Source organism: Escherichia fergusonii ATCC 35469 (assembly GCF_000026225.1).
GTDB classification, from domain to species: Bacteria; Pseudomonadota; Gammaproteobacteria; order Enterobacterales; family Enterobacteriaceae; genus Escherichia; species Escherichia fergusonii.
Genome location: NC_011740.1, coordinates 366,658 through 386,589 on the forward strand (window position 1 = coordinate 366,658; position 19,932 = coordinate 386,589).

The following is a 19,932-nucleotide window of genomic DNA, read 5'->3' on the forward strand; positions in this document are numbered from 1 at the left end:
ATGAGTGTTTTATATCCGTTAATTCAGGCGCTGGTGTTATTTGCCGTTGCGCCGCTGCTCTCCGGTATTACCCGCGTGGCGCGCGCCCGCTTGCATAACCGTCGCGGGCCGGGCGTGTTGCAGGAGTATCGCGACATTATCAAACTGCTGGCTCGTCAGAGCGTTGGTCCCGATGCCTCCGGCTGGGTGTTCCGCCTGACACCGTACGTAATGGTTGGCGTCATGTTGACTATCGCTACCGCGCTGCCGGTAGTGACTGTCGGTTCTCCGCTGCCGCAACTGGGGGATTTGATCACTTTACTGTATCTCTTCGCCATTGCGCGTTTCTTCTTTGCCATTTCTGGTCTGGATACCGGTAGTCCGTTTACTGCTATTGGCGCGAGCCGTGAAGCGATGCTGGGCGTGCTGGTTGAACCGATGCTGCTGCTTGGTCTGTGGGTCGCCGCGCAGGTGGCCGGTTCCACCAACATCAGCAACATCACCGACACCGTTTATCACTGGCCGCTGAGCCAGAGCATTCCGCTGATGCTGGCGCTCTGTGCCTGCGCATTCGCCACCTTTATCGAAATGGGCAAACTGCCGTTCGACCTGGCGGAAGCCGAGCAGGAGCTGCAGGAAGGTCCGCTCTCTGAGTACAGCGGCAGCGGCTTTGGCGTCATGAAATGGGGTATTAGCCTGAAACAGCTGGTGGTGTTACAGATGTTCGTCGGGGTGTTTATTCCGTGGGGACAAATGGAAACCTTCACCGCCGGTGGGCTGCTGCTGGCGCTGGTGATTGCCATCGTCAAACTGGTGGTCGGCGTACTGGTTATCGCGCTATTCGAAAACAGCATGGCCCGTCTGCGTCTTGATATTACTCCACGCATTACCTGGGCTGGTTTTGGCTTTGCATTTTTAGCGTTCGTCTCCTTGCTGGCGGCGTGATTAAAGAGAGTTTGAGCATGTCTGAAGAAAAATTAGGTCAACATTATCTCGCCGCGCTGAATGAGGCATTTCCGGGCGTCGTGCTGGACCACGCCTGGCAGACCAAAGATCAGCTGACTGTCACCGTGAAGGTGAACTATCTGCCGGAAGTGGTGGAGTTCCTCTACTACAAGCAGGGGGGCTGGCTGTCGGTGCTGTTTGGTAACGACGAACGCAAACTGAATGGTCATTACGCCGTTTACTACGTGCTGTCGATGGAGAAGGGCACCAAGTGTTGGGTAACTGTTCGCGTCGAAGTTGACGCCAACAAACCGGAGTATCCGTCCGTGACGCCGCGCGTTCCGGCGGCGGTGTGGGGCGAGCGTGAAGTGCGCGATATGTACGGTTTGATTCCGGTAGGGCTTCCGGATGAACGCCGTCTGGTGCTGCCGGATGACTGGCCGGATGAACTTTATCCGCTGCGTAAAGACAGCATGGATTATCGTCAACGTCCGGCACCGACCACCGATGCTGAAACCTACGAGTTCATCAACGAACTGGGCGATAAGAAAAACAATGTCGTGCCGATTGGTCCGCTGCACGTCACTTCTGACGAACCGGGCCACTTCCGTCTGTTCGTCGATGGCGAAAACATTATCGACGCCGACTACCGCCTGTTCTATGTCCATCGCGGCATGGAAAAACTGGCGGAAACCCGCATGGGTTACAACGAAGTGACCTTCCTCTCCGACCGTGTGTGCGGGATCTGCGGCTTCGCCCACAGCACCGCTTACACCACGTCGGTGGAAAACGCGATGGGTATTCAGGTGCCAGAACGTGCGCAGATGATTCGCGCCATTTTGCTGGAAGTGGAACGCCTGCACTCGCATCTGCTCAACCTTGGCCTTGCTTGCCACTTCACTGGCTTTGACTCCGGTTTTATGCAGTTCTTCCGGGTGCGTGAAACCTCCATGAAAATGGCGGAGATCCTTACCGGTGCGCGTAAAACTTACGGTCTGAACCTGATCGGCGGGATTCGTCGCGATCTGCTGAAAGATGACATGATCCAGACCCGTCAACTGGCGCAGCAGATGCGTCGTGAAGTGCAGGAGCTGGTGGATGTGCTGCTGAGCACACCGAACATGGAACAGCGCACTGTCGGCATTGGTCGTCTGGACCCGGAAATTGCTCGCGATTTCAGTAACGTTGGCCCGATGGTCCGTGCCAGCGGTCACGCCCGCGATACCCGTGCCGATCACCCGTTTGTTGGTTATGGCCTGCTGCCAATGGAAGTCCACAGCGAGCAGGGCTGCGACGTGATTTCCCGTCTGAAAGTGCGTATCAACGAAGTCTATACCGCGCTGAACATGATTGACTACGGTCTGGATAACCTGCCGGGCGGCCCACTGATGGTGGAAGGCTTTACCTACATTCCACACCGTTTTGCGCTGGGCTTTGCCGAAGCGCCGCGTGGCGATGATATCCACTGGAGCATGACCGGCGACAATCAGAAGCTGTACCGCTGGCGCTGCCGTGCCGCGACCTACGCGAACTGGCCGACCCTGCGCTACATGCTGCGCGGCAACACCGTTTCTGATGCGCCGCTGATTATCGGTAGCCTGGACCCTTGCTACTCCTGTACTGACCGCATGACCGTGGTCGATGTACGTAAGAAGAAGAGCAAAGTGGTGCCGTACAAAGAACTTGAGCGCTACAGCATTGAGCGTAAAAACTCGCCGCTGAAATAAGGAATCGCCATGTTTACCTTTATCAAAAAAGTCATCAAAACCGGCACGGCGACCTCGTCTTACCCGCTGGAGCCGATTGCGGTTGATAAAAACTTCCGTGGTAAGCCAGAGCAGAACCCGCAGCAGTGCATCGGCTGCGCAGCCTGCGTCAATGCCTGCCCGTCAAACGCCTTAACCGTTGAAACTGATCTCGCCACCGGTGAGCTGGCGTGGGAGTTCAATCTTGGACGCTGCATCTTCTGTGGACGCTGCGAAGAAGTCTGCCCGACGGCGGCGATCAAACTGTCGCAAGAGTACGAACTGGCGGTGTGGAAGAAAGAAGATTTCCTGCAACAGTCCCGCTTCGCGCTGTGCAACTGCCGCGTCTGTAATCGTCCTTTCGCCGTCCAGAAAGAGATCGACTACGCCATTGCGCTGCTTAAGCACAATGGTGACAGCCGCGCGGAAAACCACCGTGAAAGCTTTGAGACTTGCCCGGAATGTAAGCGCCAGAAATGCCTGGTGCCGTCCGACCGTATTGAACTGACTCGCCATATGAAAGAGGCCATCTGATGAGCAATTTATTAGGCCCCCGTGACGCCAACGGCATTCCGGTCCCGATGACGGTGGATGAATCCATCGCCAGTATGAAGGTGTCGTTACTGAAAAAAATCAAACGTTCTGCCTACGTTTACCGCGTGGACTGCGGCGGCTGCAACGGCTGCGAAATTGAAATTTTCGCTACCTTATCGCCGCTGTTCGATGCAGAGCGCTTCGGCATTAAAGTTGTGCCGTCTCCGCGTCATGCGGATATTTTACTATTTACCGGCGCGGTCACCCGTGCAATGCGATCCCCTGCGCTGCGTGCGTGGCAGTCCGCGCCGGACCCGAAAATCTGTATCTCCTACGGTGCCTGCGGTAACAGCGGCGGGATCTTCCACGATCTCTACTGCGTGTGGGGGGGGACGGATAAAATCGTCCCGGTGGATGTCTACATTCCGGGGTGCCCGCCAACGCCAGCCGCCACGCTGTATGGCTTTGCAATGGCGCTCGGCCTGCTGGAGCAGAAAATTCACGCCCGTGGGCCGGGTGAACTGGATGAACAACCGGCAGAGATCCTGCATGGCGATATGGTGCAGCCGCTGCGTGTAAAAGTAGATCGCGAAGCACGCCGCCTGGCGGGTTATCGTTACGGTCGCCAGATTGCCGATGATTTCCTGACGCAGTTAGGGCAGGGTGAAGAGCAGGTTGCACGCTGGCTGGAAGCAGAAAACGATCCGCGTCTGAACGAGATTGTCAGCCATCTGAATCATGTTGTTGAAGAGGCGCGTATCCGATGAGTGAAAAGGTGGTGTTCAGTCAACTGAGCCGTAAATTTATTGATGAGAACGATGCCACGCCCGCCGAGGCGCAGCAGGTGGTCTATTATAGCCTGGCGATTGGTCACCACCTTGGGGTTATCGATTGCCTGGAAGCCGCGCTCACCTGCCCGTGGGATGAATATCTGGCATGGATTGCCACTCTGGAGGCGGGCAGTGAAGCCCGCCGTAAAATGGAAGGCGTGCCGAAATATGGTGAGATCGTTATCGACATTAACCATGTGCCGATGCTGGCCAACGCATTCGATAAAGCCCGGTCAGCGCAAACTTCGCAGCAGCAGGAATGGAGTACAATGCTGTTAAGTATGCTGCATGATATTCATCAGGAAAACGCCATCTATTTGATGGTGAGGAGATTGCGTGACTGACGTTTTACTCTGTGTTGGCAATAGCATGATGGGCGATGATGGCGCGGGCCCGTTGCTGGCGGAAAAGTGCGCCGCCGCGCCGAAAGGCAACTGGGTGGTGATTGACGGCGGTAGCGCACCGGAAAACGACATCGTCGCCATCCGTGAACTGCGCCCTACGCGACTGCTGATTGTCGACGCCACTGATATGGGGCTAAACCCCGGCGAGATCCGCATCATCGATCCGGATGACATCGCCGAGATGTTTATGATGACTACCCATAACATGCCGCTGAACTACCTTATCGACCAGTTGAAAGAAGATATTGGTGAAGTGATTTTCCTCGGTATCCAGCCGGATATCGTCGGTTTTTACTACCCGATGACCCAGCCGATTAAAGATGCGGTAGAAACCGTTTATCAACGTCTGGAAGGCTGGGAAGGGAACGGCGGTTTCGCGCAGTTAGCGGTGGAAGAAGAGTAGTTTTTCAATAAGGAATCAGGACAGGGATGTTCTTGATGGGGTGAACCAGCTCTGATGCCAAATGCTAAATTGCCCGATGCACTGCGCTTATCGGGCTTTCCTGGTTCGTGCGACACGTAGGCCGGATAAGGCGTTCACGCCGCATCCGGCACGGTTACTTACTCTAAATCTTCCCCATTACTGGCAATTACTTTTTTATACCACCAGAACGATTTCTTACGCGTGCGCGCCAGCGTGCCGTTGCCTGCGTCGTCACGGTCTACGTAGACAAAACCGTAGCGTTTGCTCATTTCACCCGTAGAGGCGGAAACTAAATCAATACAGCCCCATGTGGTGTAGCCCATCAGCGGAATACCGTCTGCAATCGCTTCGCCCATTGCGCGGATATGTTCGCGTAAATAGCTGATGCGATAGTCGTCGTTAATTTCGCCATTGGCAGCAAATTCATCTTTTGCGCCCAGGCCGTTTTCCACCAGAAACAGCGGCTTCTGATAACGGTCATACATCATGTTCATGGTGATACGCAGACCGAGTGGATCAATCCCCCAGCCCCAGTCGCTAACCTGCAGATAGGGGTTACGCAGCGATTTCACCACGTTCGCCGCACTGCTGTTGTTGGCATTCATCTCCGCCGAGGCGCAGCGCGAGGCGTAATAGCTGAAAGAGACAAAATCGACGGTATTTTTCAGGATTTCATCATCGCCCGGTGCTTTGTCGATGGTTACCCCTTTTTCGCGGAATACGCGGGCAGAGTAAGCCGGATACGTGCCCCGCGCCTGCACATCGATAAAAAACAGGTTTTCCCGGTCTTTCTCCAGCGCCGCCCAGACATCTTCCGGCTTGCAGCTGTAAGGGTAGAAGTTGCCGCCCGCCAGCATACAGCCCACCTGATTTTGCGGGTTAACCTCATGGGCGATTTTGGTAGCTAACGCACTGGCAACCAGCTGGTGGTGCGCAGCCTGATATTTCACCTGCTCCTGATTTTCCCCTTCTTCAAAAACCAGACCTGCGCCGGAGAACGGGCTATGCAACATAATGTTGATTTCATTGAAGGTGAGCCAGTATTTCACCAGGCCATCAAATGCTTCAAAGCAGGTCCGGGCGTAGCGGCTGAAAAACTCCACCAGCTTTCGGTTACGCCAGGAGCCATATTCAGTGACCAGATGCATCGGCACGTCGAAGTGACACAACGTGACCAGCGGTTCGATACCGTACTTTTTACACTCTTCAAATACCGCGCGGTAAAAAGCAATGCCCTGCTGATTGGGCGTCAGTTCATCGCCCTGCGGAAAGAGGCGGCTCCAGGCAATCGAGGTGCGAAAAACCTTGAATCCCATCTCTGCCATCAGGGCGATATCTTCTTTATAACGATGATAAAAATCCGTCGCCTCATGGCTGGGATAAAACTCGTCATCGCGCAACTGAAAACGTTTTTCCAGCCCCAGTTTCACCGCCATTCGATGTTCGCCGTGCGGGATCATATCGACCGTGGTCAGCCCTTTGCCGCCTTCACGGTACGCGCCTTCAGATTGGTTGGCGGCAAGCGCGCCGCCCCATAAAAAACCTTGCGGAAATACTGACATTTTCATCCTCAATTAAGACTTACTTCTTTGGCGACGGTCGGTTGTACGCTCTGATGCTTTCGCGCCTGGGCAGCCGCTTCCTCAACAGGAATATCCTCAAAGCCGAGCAACAGTGTGAGGATAAATGACAGCACGACCGCCAGCGCCATTACGGCGAACACCCAGACGATGCTCATTGGATTCGCCGGATCGAAGAACTGCACGCTGGTAAATAATCCCGGCGCTGCCATTGAGTGGCTGGCAAGCCCCGCCATACCGGCAACCGCGCCGCAAATAAAACCGCTGATAAGACTGGCGATAAGCGGACGTTTCAGGCGGATCGCCACGCCGTATAATGCCGGTTCGGAAATCCCCGCCATAATGGCCGATGCCGCCGCCGCCAGCGCCGTCTGGCGCAGTTCCGGGTTTTTCGTTTTCCACGCCACCGCCAGCGATGAACCGCCCAGCGACAGGTTAGCGCCGATTTCTGACGGCATGACCATCCCTTCTTTGCCGGTTTCGGCAATAGTTTGAATGATGGTTGGCGTAAAGACGCGGTGCATCCCGGTCATTACCAGCAGAGGCCACAGTGCGCCCATAATGGCGACTGAAAGCCAGCCCAGATAACCATGAATGGTGTAAACCAGCGCCGAAATGGCGCTACCGATCCAGATACCAATCGGGCCAATCAGCAGGATTGCCAGCGGTGCGGCAATCAACACAATCAGCATCGGCTTGAGGAAGTTTTTCGTCACCGCTGGCGTAATGCTGTCCACCCAGCGTTCGATAGATGACAGGCACCAGGTCATCACCAGCGCCGGGATCACTGTGTAGGTGTATTTCACCGCGGTGACCGGAATCAGGGCAAATTCAACATGTTCACCCTGGGCCGCTTTCGCCATCAGCTCAATAAAACTCGGATGTACCAGCACACCCGCAATGGCAATCGCCAGCGACATATTGGTTTTAAATTTGATGGCGGCAGAAGCAGCGACCATCAGCGGCAGGAAGAAGAAAGCACCATCACCAATCACATTGAGAATGGTTAAGGTCGGCGATCCTTTTGTCAGCACGCCGCTCATCTCGAGGATCATCGCCAGCAGTTTGACCATCGATCCGCCGATGATCGCCGGGATCAGCGGTGACATGGTGCCGATCAGCGCATCCAGGATCCCCGCACCAATGCGACGTAGCGTGAGTTTGGGTTTCCCCACGGGCTGCGTGGGCTGCATATCTCCCGGCAGCAGGCTGACGACTTCCTGAAAGGCCTGCGAAACCGTATTACCGATAATCACCTGACACTGGTTGTCACTACGTACCACACCGAGCACGCCGGAAATAGTTTTTAACGTTGGGCTGTCGATCAGTGCATCATCTTTGATAACAAAGCGTAAACGCGTCATACAGTGCGTGACTGCCGAGATGTTATCAACGCCGCCCAGTGCCGCTATCACCGAGCGTGCCAGCGTCGCATAATTTTTGGCCATCGGATTTTATCCTGTTATCAGTAGGGTAGAGGTAGTTGTTATCAGTCGACGTGACGGGAAATTGCCGATGCTGAAACGGAATTAAGAAACCGGTTTCACAAAATCATGAATAGTTGATACTGATTAAGCAAGAGAGTTAATTGCTCATTTTTTATATTTGTGAAACCGGTCACCTGAATATTTTTCCCGCTGCTTGCGCAAGGACAATCAGCCAACGGTGCAGTACACTGCGTTGATTGCGTGTAAAGGGATGAAAATGATGACGACGATGCTGGAAGTGGCGAAGCGCGCCGGGGTTTCAAAAGCGACCGTTTCCCGCGTGCTTTCAGGTAATGGCTACGTCAGCCAGGAAACTAAAGATCGCGTGTTTCAGGCGGTGGAAGAGAGCGGCTACCGCCCAAATTTGCTGGCGCGCAATCTGTCAGCGAAGAGTACCCAGACGCTGGGGCTGGTAGTGACCAACACGCTTTACCACGGCATTTATTTTAGTGAATTACTGTTTCATACCGCGAGAATGGCGGAAGAGAAAGGGCGTCAGCTGCTATTGGCAGATGGCAAACATAGCGCCGAAGAAGAGCGCCAGGCGATTCAGTATCTGCTGGATCTGCGCTGCGACGCCATTATGATTTACCCGCGCTTTTTAAACGTGGATGAGATTGATGACATCATTGACGCACAAAGTCAGCCGATAATGGTGCTCAATCGCCGCCTGCGCAAAAACAGCAGCCATAGCGTCTGGTGCGATCATAAACAGACCAGCTTTAACGCCGTGGCAGAGTTGATAAACGCCGGACATCAGGAGATTGCTTTCCTTACCGGTTCGATGGATTCCCCCACCAGCATTGAACGCCTTGCCGGATATAAAGACGCGCTGGCGCAGCATGGTATTGCACTCAATGAAAAACTTATCGCTAACGGTAAATGGACGCCTGCCAGCGGGGCCGAAGGGGTAGAAACGTTGCTCGAACGTGGGGCTAAATTTAGCGCGTTAGTTGCCAGTAACGACGATATGGCGATAGGTGCGATGAAAGCGTTGCATGACCGTGGTGTAGCGGTGCCGGGGCAAGTGTCGGTTATTGGATTTGATGATATCGCAATTGCCCCCTACACCGTTCCGGCGCTCTCCAGCGTAAAAATTCCGGTGACTGAGATGATTCAGGAAATAATTGGGCGGCTGATATTTATGCTCGATGGTGGTGCTTACACACCGCCGAAAACCTTCAGCGGAAAACTGATCCGCCGCGACTCCCTCATTGATCTTTCGCGATAAGCATTGTCATCACATGTCATCGTCACTAGTGTCGATGACATCGTTTTTTCTGCATTGCAGAATTTAATTTCTTTAAATAACAATCAATTAAAAGTTGGCATGATTTGTGAATGTATCGGCGCATTAACTGTCATTGCTGGAGAATTTGATGAACCGTTTCATCATTGCTGACGCAAGTAAATGTATTGGTTGTCGTACCTGTGAAGTGGCGTGCGTGGTTTCTCATCAGGAGAATCAGGACTGTGCATCGCTGACCCCGGAAACTTTTTTACCGCGAATCCATGTCATTAAAGGTGTGAACATTTCCACGGCGACAGTCTGCCGTCAGTGTGAAGATGCACCGTGCGCTAACGTCTGCCCGAATGGTGCTATCAGCCGTGATAAAGGGTTTGTTCATGTCATGCAGGAACGTTGCATTGGTTGCAAAACCTGCGTTGTGGCTTGCCCGTATGGTGCGATGGAAGTGGTAGTGCGTCCGGTGATTCGCAACAGCGGCGCAGGGCTTAACGTACGCGCTGACAAAGCCGAAGCTAATAAATGCGACCTCTGTAACCATCGTGAAGACGGCCCGGCCTGTATGGCTGCTTGCCCGACCCATGCGCTGATTTGTGTCGATCGTAATAAACTTGAACAACTGAGCGCAGAAAAACGCCGCCGCACGGCGCTGATGTTCTAAAAATCTTACAGAACTGTTCTGGCATCAAAGGAATTCCCGGAAATATTCGTAGAATACGGAGCGGGCGGTATCGCCAACCTGTGACTACCGGATGCGACGCGGTCGTGTCCGGCTGGGCGGGTTACGCAATTCATGATGGCGGGAATAACTTAATGGCAAAAAACACATCTTGCGGTGTCCAACTGCGTATTCGTGGCAAAGTGCAGGGCGTCGGTTTTCGTCCCTTTGTCTGGCAACTGGCACAGCAATTAAATCTTCACGGCGATGTCTGTAATGACGGCGATGGCGTAGAAGTCCGGCTGCTGGAAGACCCGGAAACGTTTCTTGTTCAATTGCATCAGCACTGCCCGCCGCTGGCGCGTATTGATAGCGTCGAATGTGAGCCGTTTATCTGGATGCAGCCGCCCACTGAGTTCACCATCCGCCAGAGCGCGGGCGGCGTCATGAATACGCAAATTGTTCCCGATGCCGCTACTTGCCCTGCCTGTCTTGCCGAAATGAATACCCCAGGCGAACGGCGTTATCGTTATCCGTTTATCAACTGTACCCACTGCGGCCCGCGTTTCACCATTATTCGCGCGATGCCTTACGACCGTCCATTTACCGTGATGGCGGCGTTTCCGCTTTGTCCGGCCTGCGATAAAGAATATCGCGACCCGCTCGATCGTCGCTTCCACGCCCAGCCGGTGGCCTGCCCGGAGTGTGGCCCACATCTTGAATGGCTAAGTCATGGTGAACATGCGAAACAAGAGGCGGCATTACAGGCGGCTATCGCTCAGTTAAAAATGGGCAACATTGTCGCTATCAAAGGGATTGGCGGATTTCATCTCGCCTGCGATGCGCGTAACAGTAGCGCGGTGGCGACACTACGGGCGCGCAAACATCGCCCGGCGAAACCGCTGGCGGTTATGTTGCCAACGGCAGAAGGTTTGCCCGACGCTGCCCGTCAGTTGCTCACCACGCCCGCCGCGCCGATTGTACTGGTGGATAAAATATATGTTCCGGAACTTTGTGACGATATCGCCCCTGGCCTTAACGAAGTCGGGGTGATGTTGCCTGCGAATCCGCTCCAGCATTTGCTGTTACAGGAACTGCAATGCCCGCTGGTGATGACCTCCGGCAACCTGAGCGGTAAACCACCGGCTATCAGCAACGAACAGGCGCTGGAGGACTTGCAGGACATTGCCGACGGATTCTTGATTCATAACCGCGACATCGTGCAGCGGATGGATGATTCAGTGGTGCGCGAAAGTGGCGAAATGTTGCGCCGCTCGCGGGGGTATGTACCGGATGCGCTGGCTTTGCCTCCGGGCTTTAAAAATATTCCTCCTGTGCTGTGTCTCGGTGCGGATCTGAAAAATACCTTCTGTCTGGTGCGTGGTGAACAGGCGGTGTTGAGTCAACATTTGGGCGATTTAAGTGACGATGGCATTCAGATGCAGTGGCGCGAAGCGTTGCGCCTGATGCAAAACATCTACGATTTTACTCCACAGTTTGTGGTGCATGATGCGCATCCGGGCTATGTCTCCAGCCAGTGGGCGCGTGAGATGAATCTGCCGACGCAAACGGTGCTGCATCACCATGCCCACGCGGCGGCGTGTCTGGCAGAACATCACTGGCCGCTGGATGGCAGTGATGTCATTGCGTTGACGCTCGACGGTATTGGTATGGGTGAGAACGGCGCTTTGTGGGGCGGCGAGTGCTTGAGGGTGAACTATCGCGAATGCCAGCACCTGGGCGGCTTGCCTGCGGTGGCGCTTCCGGGGGGCGATCTTGCGGCAAAGCAGCCGTGGCGTAACCTGCTGGCGCAGTGCCTGCGCTTTGTGCCGGAGTGGCAGAATTACCCTGAAACGGTAAGTGTGCAACAGCAAAACTGGAGCGTGCTGGCGCGGGCCATTGAGCGTGGAATCAATGCGCCGCTGGCATCATCGTGTGGGCGTTTGTTCGATGCTGTGGCGGCGGCACTGGGCTGTGCGCCAGCTACGTTAAGTTATGAAGGTGAAGCGGCTTGTGCTCTGGAGGCGCTCGCAGCTTCGTGCCAGGGAGTGACGCATCCGGTGACGATGCCGCTGGTGGACAATCAACTGGATCTCGCCACTTTCTGGCAGCAGTGGCTGAACTGGCAGGCACCGGTTAATCAACGCGCGTGGGCATTTCATGATGCGCTGGCGCAGGGTTTTGCCGCGTTGATGCGTGAGCAGGCCACGATGCGTGGTATCACTACGTTGGTATTTAGCGGCGGGGTTATTCATAACCGTTTGCTGCGTGCACGCCTAGCGCATTATCTTGCTGATTTTACGTTGCTCTTCCCGCAGAGTTTACCGGCGGGGGATGGCGGGTTGTCTCTGGGGCAGGGGGTTATTGTTGCGGCCCGTTGGGTGGCGGGTGAAGTCCAGAATGGATAAACGTGTTGCATTTGGGCGCAGTGCCGGATGCGGCGTGAACGCCTTATCCGGCCTACACATTCGCTCCCCGTAGGTCGGATAAGACGCGCCAGCGTCGCATCCGACATTTTGGGCACACTAGCCTGCCTACATCGGCAAGGTTTTCAACAATCCAAACGCCTCTTTCATCCGATCCTCACTGACTACAAAGGCGCGAAGCTGGTCGGCATCGTCAACGCCGCGCGCCACCATTCCCTGGCTTTCGGTACAAATCTGCCAGCGCAAATCCCGACGCTGGGTTTCCCCTGCCAGATGCAGCGGTAATTCCGGCGTTTTGATTTTCACCAGCATCGCCGGGAGTTTCAGCGGCGTGTTATTGCCGAGAAGATTTTTTGCCAGCACCATCGCGCTAAGTTGAATCGGCTGGAGGAACGGCAATACCTGACCGTTAATTTCCGCGCAATCGCCCAGCGCGTAAATATCGGCATTACTGGTTTGCAGATAGCTATCGACGCAAACGCCGCGATTAATCGTCAGCCCGGCGCGTCGTGCCAGGGCGGTTTCCGGGCGCAGTCCGGTGGCGGCAATTACCGCATCCACTTCGGTGCTGCGCTGGCGGTCCAGCGTTGCCAGAATGCCAGAATTCGTTTTTTCCAGCCCCTGCAACTGAGATTTCAACAGCAGATGAACGCCCATCTCCGTCAACCGATGCTGTAAGCGACTGCTTACTTCCGGTGGCATTAACGACGCCAGAATACTGGCAGCGTTGTCGATTAGCGTGACCGCTTTGCCTGCCCGACAAAAATCCATCGCCAGTTCGCTACCAATCAAACCACCGCCTACAATCAACACCCGTCGGGCATCCCGCAGCTGTGTTTCACAGGCGCGATACTCTTGCTGACTATTTAACGTCAGCATTAACTCACGCCCAGGCACCGGCGGGACAAAGGCGTTGGCACCGGTTGCCAGCACTAGCTTGTCGTATTGCCACTGATTATTCTGGCTTTTCACCACATGGGCTTCGGCATCGATATCCGTCACCCAGGTGTGCGGAAACAGGCGCAGATTAAACTGCTCGGCAAATTCACCCGCCGTCTGGCGGGTAAGGTCGTCGGCACGTTGCCCCTGACTGATCACATGGCTAAGATCAGGTTTGTTGTACTCATCCATGCTGTCGGCGGCAATCAGGGTCAATGGAATACCGGTATCCTGTTTACGAATATTTTTCACCAGTTGGCGGGCGGCGAAGCCTGAACCAATGATCACAATGCCGTTGCTCATTTTGCCTCCGATGCCAGTTCGTCAAAGACGTCTTTGCCGAGGGAGCATTCCGGGCACAGGAAGTTATCCGGGACTTCACTCCACGGCGTTCCTGGCGCAACGTCCTGCATTGGCTCGCCTTTTGCCGGATCGTAAATCCACTGGCAGACACTGCACTGCATCCGCGGACCGAGATCAGCCGTCGTGGTGGCACAGGTTTCTTCTTTAACCACTGTATTCACCGTGCTTTGCGGCAGCGGTGCGAGCGCCCACTGACGGGCGATTTCACGACCATGTTCACGGCATAATTCCAGTGCATCCTGGTCCGGTCGCCATTTGGCTTTCAGGCTAAGTGACATTTCGAAACCCGCATCTTGCAGGCGCGTGGAAAGACGATCCACGGCACCGCCGCTCCAGCCGTGAGAGCCGAAAGCACTGGCGCGTTTGTTACGGAAGCGTAATCCGGTCATCTCCTCCACCAGCCCGGCGATTTTCGGCATCATCACGTTATTCATCGTAGAAGTGCCGACCAGCACGCCTTTTGAGCGGAAGACATTGGTCAGGATTTCGTTTTTATCGCTTCGGGCAACGTTGAAAATTTTCACCGCCACGCGTGGGTCGGTTTCCGCAATCCCCTGGGCGATAGCATCAGCCATCATGCGGGTGTTATTCGACATGGTGTCGTAGAAAATGGTGATTCTGTCTTCCTGATAATCCGCCGCCCATTTCAGGTACAGCTCGACAATTTGCGTCGGGTTATCGCGCCATACCACGCCGTGAGAGGTCGCTATCATATCGACTGGCAAGTTAAAGCCCAGGATCTCGGTAATTTTCGGCGTTACCAGGCGGCTGAACGGCGTCAGGATATTGGCGTAGTAACGCTGGCACTGCTCGAAAAGCTCCGTCTGATCCACTTCATCGTTGAACAGATGCTCGTCGCAGTAGTGCTGACCGAAAGCATCGTTACTGAACAGCACCGCGTCGCCCGTCAGGTAAGTCATCATGCTGTCCGGCCAGTGCAGCATTGGCGTTTCGACAAAAATGAGTTGTTTGCCGTTGCCGATATCCAGCGTGTCGCCGGTTTTCACCACGTTGAAATTCCACTCTGGATGATGGTGATGACCATTTATTGAGTCGATAGCGTTGGCAGTACAATAGATCGGCGTATCGGGAATTTGCGCCATCAGTTCGGTCAGCGCCCCGGCGTGGTCCTCTTCAGCATGGTTAATCACGATGTAATCGATATCCGCCAGATCGATTTCATTACGCAGGTTCTGCACAAATTCGCGGCTGAATTTATGGTCGACGGTGTCGATCAGCACGTTTTTTTCTTCGCGAATGAGGTAGCTGTTGTAGCTGCTGCCGCGCAGCGTTTTATATTCTGTGCCGTGAAAATCACGCACTTCCCAGTCACGTTGACCAACCCAATGAATGTTATTTTTCACCACAATAGACATAGCAACCTCAATTTATTCAGCGTGTTCTAAAAAGATGTCTTGCTAATTGCAGATTGCGTGCCAGTTTTTTATCTGATTGTTTTTACTATATAAATAAAATTATGCTCATTAGTGAGCAGTCAAAATGACTATCAATAAAATGGTCGATATGACAATATCTATAGTCAAATTGACAGCGAGGCAAAGATGAGTTTTTCCGTTGATGTGCTGGCGAATATCGCCATCGAATTGCAGCGTGGGATTGGTCATCAGGATCGTTTTCAGCGCCTGATCACCACGTTGCGTCAGGTGCTGGAGTGCGATGCGTCTGCGTTGCTACGTTACGACTCGCGGCAGTTTATTCCGCTTGCCATCGACGGACTGGCGAAGGATGTACTCGGTAGACGCTTTGCCCTGGAAGGGCATCCGCGGCTGGAAGCGATAGCCCGCGCCGGGGACGTGGTGCGTTTTCCCGCAGACAGCGAATTGCCCGATCCCTATGACGGTTTGATTCCCGGGCAGGAGAGTCTGAAGGTTCACGCCTGCGTTGGTCTGCCGTTATTTGCCGGACAAAACCTGATCGGTGCATTGACACTCGACGGGATGCAGCCCGATCAGTTCGATGTTTTCAGCGACGAAGAGTTACGGCTGATTGCCGCGCTGGCGGCGGGAGCGTTAAGCAATGCGTTGCTGATTGAACAACTGGAAAGTCAGAATATGCTGCCGGGCGATGCCGCGCCGTTTGAAGCGCTGAAAGAGACGCAGATGATCGGCCTGTCGCCAGGCATGACGCAATTGAAAAAAGAGATTGAGATTGTGGCGGCGTCCGATCTCAACGTCCTAATCAGTGGTGAGACGGGAACGGGTAAGGAGCTGGTGGCGAAAGCGATTCATGAAGCCTCGCCACGGGCGGTGAATCCGTTAGTCTATCTCAACTGTGCCGCACTGCCGGAAAGTGTGGCGGAAAGTGAGTTGTTCGGGCACGTGAAAGGGGCGTTTACTGGCGCTATCAGTAACCGCAGTGGGAAGTTTGAAATGGCGGATAACGGCACGCTGTTTCTGGATGAGATCGGCGAGTTGTCGTTGACATTGCAGGCCAAGCTGCTGCGCGTGTTGCAGTATGGCGATATTCAGCGTGTTGGCGATGACCGCAGTTTGCGGGTCGATGTGCGCGTGCTGGCGGCGACTAACCGCGACTTGCGCGAAGAGGTGCTGGCAGGGCGATTTCGTGCCGACTTGTTTCATCGCCTGAGTGTGTTTCCGCTTTTGGTGCCGCCGCTGCGTGAGCGGGGTGATGACGTCATTCTTCTGGCGGGGTATTTCTGTGAGCAGTGTCGTTTGCGGCTGGGGCTCTCCCGCGTGGTATTAAGTGCCGGGGCGCGGAATTTATTGCAACACTATAGTTTTCCGGGAAACGTGCGCGAACTGGAACATGCTATTCATCGGGCGGTAGTACTGTCGAGAGCCACTCGCAGCGGCGATGAAGTGATTCTTGAAGCGCAACATTTTGCTTTTCCTGAGGTGACGTTGCCGCCGCCAGAAGCGGCGGCGGTGCCTATCGTTAAGCAAAACCTGCGTGAAGCGACAGAAGAGTTCCAGCGTAAAACCATTCGCCAGGCACTGGCACAAAATCATCACAACTGGGCTGCCAGCGCACGGATGCTGGAAACCGACGTCGCCAACTTGCATCGGTTGGCGAAACGTCTGGGGCTGAAGGATTAAATAATCCCGGCCTGATAGAAATCCTGCAGGTTAATCGCGCCGACGAGTTTGCCGTTTTCATCTACCACCGGTGCGGCGGTGATTTTGCGTTTCATCAGGATCTCTTTGGCGTCGATGGCGCGACTTTGCGATAGCAACGTCGTGCCGCCTGCCGTCATCGCTTCATTAACTGGCGTGGTGAGTGCACCGCCGCCAACCAGCCAGCGACGTAAATCCCCGTCGGTAAAGACGCCTTTCACCAGTCGTTGATCGTCGCACACGGCTACCAGTCCCAGACCGGTGCGACTGAGTTCCAGCATCGCATCCATCACGCTGGCGGTTAACGCCACCTGCGGGATTGCGTCATCACGGCGCATCAGATGATGCACTTTGTTCAGCAAGCGAGCGCCCAGTGCCCCAGCTGGGTGGGAGCGGGCAAAATCTTCTTCATTAAATCCGCGCGCCTGCATGACCGCCATCGCCAGCGCGTCGCCCATCATCAGGGTATTGACGGTGCTGGAGGTCGGCGCAAGATGCATCGGGCAGGCTTCGCGTTCTACAGAGATATCCAGCACCGCTTTCGCCGCCAGGCCCAGCGGTGATGTCAGTTTACCGGTCATCGCCAGCAGCGCGATAGATTTGTCTTCCAGACGCGGAATAATCAGATCCAGTTCCTTTGCGCCACCGGAGTAAGAGATAAACAGCATCACATCGCGGCTTTCAATCATCCCCAGATCGCCGTGCAGTGCTTCTGCCGGATGGACAAAAAAAGCAGGCGTGCCGGTACTGGCAAGCGTTGCGGCGATTTTCTTACCAATGTGGCCCGATTTGCCAATTCCCGAAACCACCACTTTGCCTTCGCAGTGCAGGATGATATTGGCGGCGCGAACAAAATCATCGCCCAGACGTTCTGGTAAACGGCTTGCTTCCTGCAACTCCAGCATTAACGTCTGACGTCCCGCGTTCAGTAGTGCTTCACTCATTGCTCTCTCCGGTTAAGGTCCATTTATTTATTCCAGCCAGGGATTGGTAGCCAGATTGAACGCTCATTATCCAATGCCATGGCTGGTGAAACAACTGATGTGAATTTAGTTACAACATTCTTTAAGAAAAAATATGAACTGAAAGAAGATACTGGAGAGAAACAGAGCACTGAAAACAGACAACCGCTTCCTTGTGCGGCAGGGGATGCTTTACCATACTTCACCCAGGCTGAATCTGTTTAATGGATGTCACATGTTCAAGCGTCGTTATGTAGCACTACTTCCCATTTTTGTATTACTTGCCGCCTGTAGCAGCAAGCCTAAGCCAACCGAGACTCAAACGACTACCGGAACGCCTTCTGGTGGCTTCTTGCTGGAGCCACAGCACAACGTTATGCAGATGGGCGGCGACTTCGCCAATAACCCGAATGCCCAGCAGTTCATCGACAAAATGGTGAACAAACACGGTTTCAATCGTCAGCAGTTGCAGGAAATTCTCTCCCAGGCGAAACGTCTGGATTCGGTATTGCGGCTGATGGATAACCAGGCACCAACCACATCGGTGAAGCCGCCATCAGGTCCGAACGGCGCATGGCTGCGTTATCGCAAAAAATTTATTACGCCGGACAACGTGCAAAACGGCGTGGTTTTCTGGAATCAGTATGAAGATGCGCTGAATCGCGCGTGGCAGGTGTATGGCGTACCGCCGGAAATTATCGTCGGGATTATCGGCGTTGAAACCCGTTGGGGGCGCGTGATGGGGAAAACCCGTATCCTCGATGCGCTGGCAACGTTGTCATTTAACTACCCACGCCGCGCGGAGTATTTCTCTGGCGAGCTGGAAACTTTCCTGCTGATGGCGCGCGATGAGCAGGACGATCCGCTCAATCTGAAAGGTTCCTTTGCCGGGGCGATGGGCTACGGACAGTTTATGCCGTCGTCTTACAAACAATACGCGGTAGATTTCAGCGGTGACGGGCATATCAACCTGTGGGATCCGGTTGATGCCATTGGTAGTGTGGCGAACTATTTCAAAGCGCACGGCTGGGTGAAAGGTGATCAGGTTGCGGTAATGGCAAACGGTCAGGCGCCAGGCTTGCCAAATGGCTTCAAAACCAGGTACAGCATTTCACAACTTGCCGCAGCTGGACTAACGCCACAACAGCCGCTGGGCAATCATCAGCAGGCCAGCTTACTGCGCCTGGATGTTGGCACCGGTTATCAGTACTGGTACGGTTTGCCGAACTTCTACACTATCACCCGTTACAATCACAGCACCCATTACGCAATGGCCGTCTGGCAGTTAGGACAAGCCGTGGCACTGGCGCGCGTTCAGTAACTCTTTGCAAGAGGGAGGTTAAACTTCCCTCTGTTTTCTTACTGTTTATTCGAATGACGTAATTGCTTGATTTTTTTCGACAGCGATATCGCATATCCCAGGCAGACAACGCCTAACGCAGCCTGACCGAAGTCGAAAGGTTCAAGGTAGCCAGAAGATAAAATTTTACATATCACTGAAACCAGTGCGCCGATGCCACCAATGATGACCCAAATACGCATTTGCGTGGTTTGTTTAATCGCGTTTTGTGGCGTGTTATCCGTTTTCTTTGTTGCCATTGCTATTCTCTCCCTGTGAATACATATCAATGTGAACGCGGCATGGTAGCGCTTTTTCTTTACCGACTGGTCGCAACAGTCTTTTTCCGGAACGCAACTCGTAAAATGAATCGCTCGTCCCCATCTTCTGCGGGAAAGTGCTATCTTGTCCGGCATATATTTTTTGACTGACTGAGGTTGTGATGATTGACAGTGAACTGATGCAGTTAAGCGAACAGGTAGGGCAGGCGCTGAAAGCCCGTGGCGCAACCGTAACAACTGCCGAGTCTTGTACCGGCGGTTGGGTAGCGAAAGTGATTACCGATATTGCCGGTAGTTCCGCCTGGTTTGAACGCGGATTTGTCACCTACAGTAACGAAGCCAAAGCGCAGATGATCGGCGTACGCGAAGAGACGCTGGCGCAGCATGGCGCGGTGAGCGAACCCGTCGTGGTGGAAATGGCGATAGGCGCACTGAAAGCGGCTCGTGCTGATTATGCTGTGTCTGTCAGCGGTATCGCCGGGCCGGATGGCGGCAGTGAAGAGAAACCTGTCGGCACTGTCTGGTTTGCTTTTGCCACTGCCCGCGGCGAAGGCATTACCCGCCGGGAATGCTTCAGCGGTGACCGTGATGCGGTGCGTCGTCAGGCTACTGCGTATGCATTGCAAACCTTGTGGCAACAATTTCTACAAAACACTTGATACTGTATGAGCATACAGTATAATTGCTTCAACAGA

19 protein-coding genes are annotated in these 19,932 nt (G+C 54.2%); 13 read left to right on the top strand and 6 right to left on the bottom strand.

The features are described from left to right. From hycD to hycI, 6 genes are read left to right on the top strand one after another with little or no spacing between them, the layout of a single operon-like run. Positions 1 to 924 carry a formate hydrogenlyase subunit HycD gene (gene hycD / locus EFER_RS01950; RefSeq protein WP_000115205.1) on the top strand — a complete coding sequence of 308 codons (924 nt, stop codon included), beginning with the start codon at positions 1 to 3 and terminating at the stop codon, positions 922 to 924. 17 nt (positions 925 to 941) lie between these two features. Then, positions 942 to 2,651 (top strand): formate hydrogenlyase subunit HycE, encoded by a 1,710-nt coding sequence (hycE, locus tag EFER_RS01955; RefSeq protein ID WP_001288134.1) that lies wholly within the window; start codon positions 942 to 944, stop codon positions 2,649 to 2,651. A 9-nt stretch (positions 2,652 to 2,660) separates the two neighbouring features. Next, the gene (gene hycF / locus EFER_RS01960) at positions 2,661 to 3,203 is read left to right on the top strand and encodes a formate hydrogenlyase subunit HycF (RefSeq protein WP_000493785.1); all 543 of its coding nucleotides are present in this window, start codon (positions 2,661 to 2,663) and stop codon (positions 3,201 to 3,203) included. Continuing rightward, a complete protein-coding gene (gene hycG / locus EFER_RS01965) occupies positions 3,203 to 3,970 on the top strand; it encodes a formate hydrogenlyase subunit HycG (protein ID WP_000067425.1) in 768 nt (255 codons plus the stop codon). The genes hycF and hycG overlap by 1 nt, the downstream gene beginning before the upstream one ends. After that, positions 3,967 to 4,377, top strand: a complete 411-nt coding sequence (gene hycH / locus EFER_RS01970) for a formate hydrogenlyase assembly protein HycH (RefSeq protein WP_001291926.1) — start codon at positions 3,967 to 3,969, stop codon at positions 4,375 to 4,377. The genes hycG and hycH overlap by 4 nt, the downstream gene beginning before the upstream one ends. Then, complete coding sequence (gene hycI, locus EFER_RS01975; protein ID WP_000132961.1) at positions 4,370 to 4,840, top strand: hydrogenase maturation peptidase HycI; 471 nt, start codon at positions 4,370 to 4,372, stop codon at positions 4,838 to 4,840. The genes hycH and hycI overlap by 8 nt, the downstream gene beginning before the upstream one ends. A gap of 158 nt (positions 4,841 to 4,998) precedes the next feature. On the opposite strand, the gene ascB is transcribed toward hycI, so the two are convergent. Beyond that, complete coding sequence (ascB, locus tag EFER_RS01980) at positions 4,999 to 6,423, bottom strand: 6-phospho-beta-glucosidase AscB (protein ID WP_000110375.1); 1,425 nt, start codon at positions 6,421 to 6,423, stop codon at positions 4,999 to 5,001. 8 nt (positions 6,424 to 6,431) lie between these two features. Then, positions 6,432 to 7,889, bottom strand: a complete 1,458-nt coding sequence (ascF, locus tag EFER_RS01985; RefSeq protein WP_001107902.1) for a PTS cellobiose/arbutin/salicin transporter subunit IIBC — start codon at positions 7,887 to 7,889, stop codon at positions 6,432 to 6,434. Between the two features lie 259 nt (positions 7,890 to 8,148). On the opposite strand from ascF, the gene ascG reads away from it, so the two are divergent. The 3 genes from ascG (at position 8,149) to hypF (ending at position 12,240) form a co-directional block, all read left to right on the top strand. Beyond that, the gene (gene ascG, locus EFER_RS01990; RefSeq protein ID WP_048814553.1) at positions 8,149 to 9,159 is read left to right on the top strand and encodes a DNA-binding transcriptional regulator AscG; all 1,011 of its coding nucleotides are present in this window, start codon (positions 8,149 to 8,151) and stop codon (positions 9,157 to 9,159) included. Between the two features lie 148 nt (positions 9,160 to 9,307). After that, positions 9,308 to 9,835: an electron transport protein HydN gene (gene hydN / locus EFER_RS01995; protein WP_001078777.1), complete on the top strand. Its 528-nt coding sequence runs from the start codon at positions 9,308 to 9,310 to the stop codon at positions 9,833 to 9,835. 152 nt (positions 9,836 to 9,987) lie between these two features. Continuing rightward, entirely contained in the window at positions 9,988 to 12,240 is a 2,253-nt protein-coding gene (hypF, locus tag EFER_RS02000; RefSeq protein WP_012599896.1) for a carbamoyltransferase HypF, read from the top strand. 126 nt (positions 12,241 to 12,366) lie between these two features. Here hypF and norW read toward each other — a convergent pair whose 3' ends face one another. Together norW and norV are read right to left on the bottom strand one after the other, a co-directional pair. Further along, entirely contained in the window at positions 12,367 to 13,500 is a 1,134-nt protein-coding gene (norW, locus tag EFER_RS02005; RefSeq protein WP_000064762.1) for an NADH:flavorubredoxin reductase NorW, read from the bottom strand. After that, positions 13,497 to 14,936, bottom strand: a complete 1,440-nt coding sequence (norV, locus tag EFER_RS02010; protein WP_000029615.1) for an anaerobic nitric oxide reductase flavorubredoxin — start codon at positions 14,934 to 14,936, stop codon at positions 13,497 to 13,499. Before norV ends, norW begins: the two co-directional genes overlap by 4 nt. 186 nt (positions 14,937 to 15,122) lie before the next feature. Between norV and norR the strand changes: the two genes are divergently transcribed. Next, positions 15,123 to 16,637: a nitric oxide reductase transcriptional regulator NorR gene (gene norR / locus EFER_RS02015; RefSeq protein WP_000010716.1), complete on the top strand. Its 1,515-nt coding sequence runs from the start codon at positions 15,123 to 15,125 to the stop codon at positions 16,635 to 16,637. Here norR and gutQ read toward each other — a convergent pair. Further along, positions 16,634 to 17,599: an arabinose-5-phosphate isomerase GutQ gene (gene gutQ / locus EFER_RS02020; RefSeq protein ID WP_001287409.1), complete on the bottom strand. Its 966-nt coding sequence runs from the start codon at positions 17,597 to 17,599 to the stop codon at positions 16,634 to 16,636. The two genes, norR and gutQ, sit on opposite strands and share 4 nt — an antisense overlap. A 78-nt stretch (positions 17,600 to 17,677) precedes the next feature. Between gutQ and EFER_RS24405 the strand changes: the two genes are divergently transcribed. After that, positions 17,678 to 17,842 (top strand): hypothetical protein, encoded by a 165-nt coding sequence (locus tag EFER_RS24405; RefSeq protein WP_159424279.1) that lies wholly within the window; start codon positions 17,678 to 17,680, stop codon positions 17,840 to 17,842. A gap of 10 nt (positions 17,843 to 17,852) precedes the next feature. Next, positions 17,853 to 18,938 carry a lytic murein transglycosylase B gene (gene mltB, locus EFER_RS02025; RefSeq protein WP_000476809.1) on the top strand — a complete coding sequence of 362 codons (1,086 nt, stop codon included), beginning with the start codon at positions 17,853 to 17,855 and terminating at the stop codon, positions 18,936 to 18,938. Positions 18,939 to 18,976: 38 nt separating this feature from the next. On the opposite strand, the gene EFER_RS02030 is transcribed toward mltB, so the two are convergent. After that, positions 18,977 to 19,216: a hypothetical protein gene (locus tag EFER_RS02030; RefSeq protein ID WP_000201676.1), complete on the bottom strand. Its 240-nt coding sequence runs from the start codon at positions 19,214 to 19,216 to the stop codon at positions 18,977 to 18,979. Positions 19,217 to 19,398: 182 nt separating this feature from the next. On the opposite strand from EFER_RS02030, the gene pncC reads away from it, so the two are divergent. Then, entirely contained in the window at positions 19,399 to 19,896 is a 498-nt protein-coding gene (pncC, locus tag EFER_RS02035; protein ID WP_002431970.1) for a nicotinamide-nucleotide amidase, read from the top strand. Positions 19,897 to 19,932: the final 36 nt, after the last annotated feature.

Bases quoted from the DNA above. Each gene is read 5' to 3' on its own strand.
- EFER_RS24405 (WP_159424279.1), top strand. From the start codon at position 17,678: ATGGCTGGTGAAACAACTGATGTGAATTTAGTTACAACATTCTTTAAG.
- hycG (WP_000067425.1), top strand. From the start codon at position 3,203: ATGAGCAATTTATTAGGCCCCCGTGACGCCAACGGCATTCCGGTCCCG.
- norR (WP_000010716.1), top strand. From the start codon at position 15,123: ATGAGTTTTTCCGTTGATGTGCTGGCGAATATCGCCATCGAATTGCAG.
- gutQ (WP_001287409.1), bottom strand. From the start codon at position 17,599: ATGAGTGAAGCACTACTGAACGCGGGACGTCAGACGTTAATGCTGGAG.
- ascG (WP_048814553.1), top strand. From the start codon at position 8,149: ATGACGACGATGCTGGAAGTGGCGAAGCGCGCCGGGGTTTCAAAAGCG.
- hydN (WP_001078777.1), top strand. From the start codon at position 9,308: ATGAACCGTTTCATCATTGCTGACGCAAGTAAATGTATTGGTTGTCGT.
- norV (WP_000029615.1), bottom strand. From the start codon at position 14,936: ATGTCTATTGTGGTGAAAAATAACATTCATTGGGTTGGTCAACGTGAC.
- pncC (WP_002431970.1), top strand. From the start codon at position 19,399: ATGATTGACAGTGAACTGATGCAGTTAAGCGAACAGGTAGGGCAGGCG.
- hycE (WP_001288134.1), top strand. From the start codon at position 942: ATGTCTGAAGAAAAATTAGGTCAACATTATCTCGCCGCGCTGAATGAG.
- ascF (WP_001107902.1), bottom strand. From the start codon at position 7,889: ATGGCCAAAAATTATGCGACGCTGGCACGCTCGGTGATAGCGGCACTG.
- hycF (WP_000493785.1), top strand. From the start codon at position 2,661: ATGTTTACCTTTATCAAAAAAGTCATCAAAACCGGCACGGCGACCTCG.
- EFER_RS02030 (WP_000201676.1), bottom strand. From the start codon at position 19,216: ATGGCAACAAAGAAAACGGATAACACGCCACAAAACGCGATTAAACAA.
- mltB (WP_000476809.1), top strand. From the start codon at position 17,853: ATGTTCAAGCGTCGTTATGTAGCACTACTTCCCATTTTTGTATTACTT.
- hycH (WP_001291926.1), top strand. From the start codon at position 3,967: ATGAGTGAAAAGGTGGTGTTCAGTCAACTGAGCCGTAAATTTATTGAT.
- ascB (WP_000110375.1), bottom strand. From the start codon at position 6,423: ATGTCAGTATTTCCGCAAGGTTTTTTATGGGGCGGCGCGCTTGCCGCC.
- hypF (WP_012599896.1), top strand. From the start codon at position 9,988: ATGGCAAAAAACACATCTTGCGGTGTCCAACTGCGTATTCGTGGCAAA.
- hycD (WP_000115205.1), top strand. From the start codon at position 1: ATGAGTGTTTTATATCCGTTAATTCAGGCGCTGGTGTTATTTGCCGTT.
- norW (WP_000064762.1), bottom strand. From the start codon at position 13,500: ATGAGCAACGGCATTGTGATCATTGGTTCAGGCTTCGCCGCCCGCCAA.